Raw genomic sequence first — 1,073 nt, 5'->3', positions numbered from 1 at the left:
GAAACGCTTGATGAAGCGGATTCTGAGGCAGATGCACTTGCACTCTGCGATTCGCTCAACGATACAGACTCACTTGTTGAAATTGAAGAACTTTCTGAAAGTGACTCACTCAGTGATACTGAGGTTGAAACAGATTCTGATTCAGACACAGACGCACTCTCTGAAACGGACTCTGAGTTCGATACTGATTGTGACTCGGAAATTGAGGTACTTACTGAAGTTGACTCTGAGGCTGACTCAGATGCACTTGCTGAAGCTGATACGCTGGATGAGACTGACGCAGAAACTGAGGTTGAAACAGACTGTGATTCTGATACAGACGCACTTGTTGATGCTGACTCGGAATTAGAGACTGTTTGTGACACTGAAACAGATGTACTCAATGACACCGACTCACTCAATGATGCTGAGTTAGATGTCGAAAGCGACTCACTAGCTGAAATGAAGCTTGAAGCTGAGTTCGAAATAGATTCAACAGTTGAAATAATCGCAGAAATTGAAGCACTAAAGGCTTGAGACTGGCTTTCAAATGCAGAAGCACTCAATGAGCTTGACGTACTCAATGATTCTGACTCGGAAGTCGAGATTGAAGCACTTGTGCGCTGTGATTCACTCAATGATGCAGACTCACTAGATGAAACAGAAACGCTTTCTGATGCTGATTCGGAGTTAGACAATGATTGTGATTCTGAGATTGACTCACTTAATGAAGCTGACTCGGAGTTTGATGCAGACTGTAAGTCAGAAACTGAAGCACTTACTGACGCTGATTCGGAGTTAGACAATGACTGTGACTCAGACACTGAGGCACTCTCTGAAGCTGACTCGGAATTAGAGACTGTTTGTGATTCGCTTACTGATGCACTCTCTGATGCTGATTCTGAAGTTGAAGCAGATTGTGATTCAGAAATGGACGCACTTAATGAAGCTGATTCGGAGTTTGAAACTGACTGTGATTCAGACACTGAAGCACTCTCTGATGCTGATTCTGAAGTTGATACAGATTGTGAAGCTGAAATTGACGCACTTACTGACGCTGACTCTGAGTTAGACACTGATTGTGATTCTGATAC

The 1,073-nt window shown here is 43.3% G+C and carries 2 pseudogenes; both read left to right on the top strand.

Going from position 1 to position 1,073, the window contains the following annotated elements:
- A pseudogene (locus HMPREF2979_RS10585) lies at positions 1 to 516 on the top strand (MSCRAMM family adhesin SdrC); the annotation flags it as partial.
- A gap of 81 nt (positions 517 to 597) precedes the next feature.
- Positions 598 to 1,073 (top strand): annotated as a pseudogene (locus tag HMPREF2979_RS10580) (MSCRAMM family adhesin SdrC); the annotation flags it as partial.

Source organism: Streptococcus sp. HMSC078H12 (assembly GCF_001814615.1).
Taxonomy (GTDB): domain Bacteria; phylum Bacillota; class Bacilli; order Lactobacillales; family Streptococcaceae; genus Streptococcus; species Streptococcus salivarius_F.
This window is presented reverse-complemented; position numbering and strand designations above follow the sequence as displayed.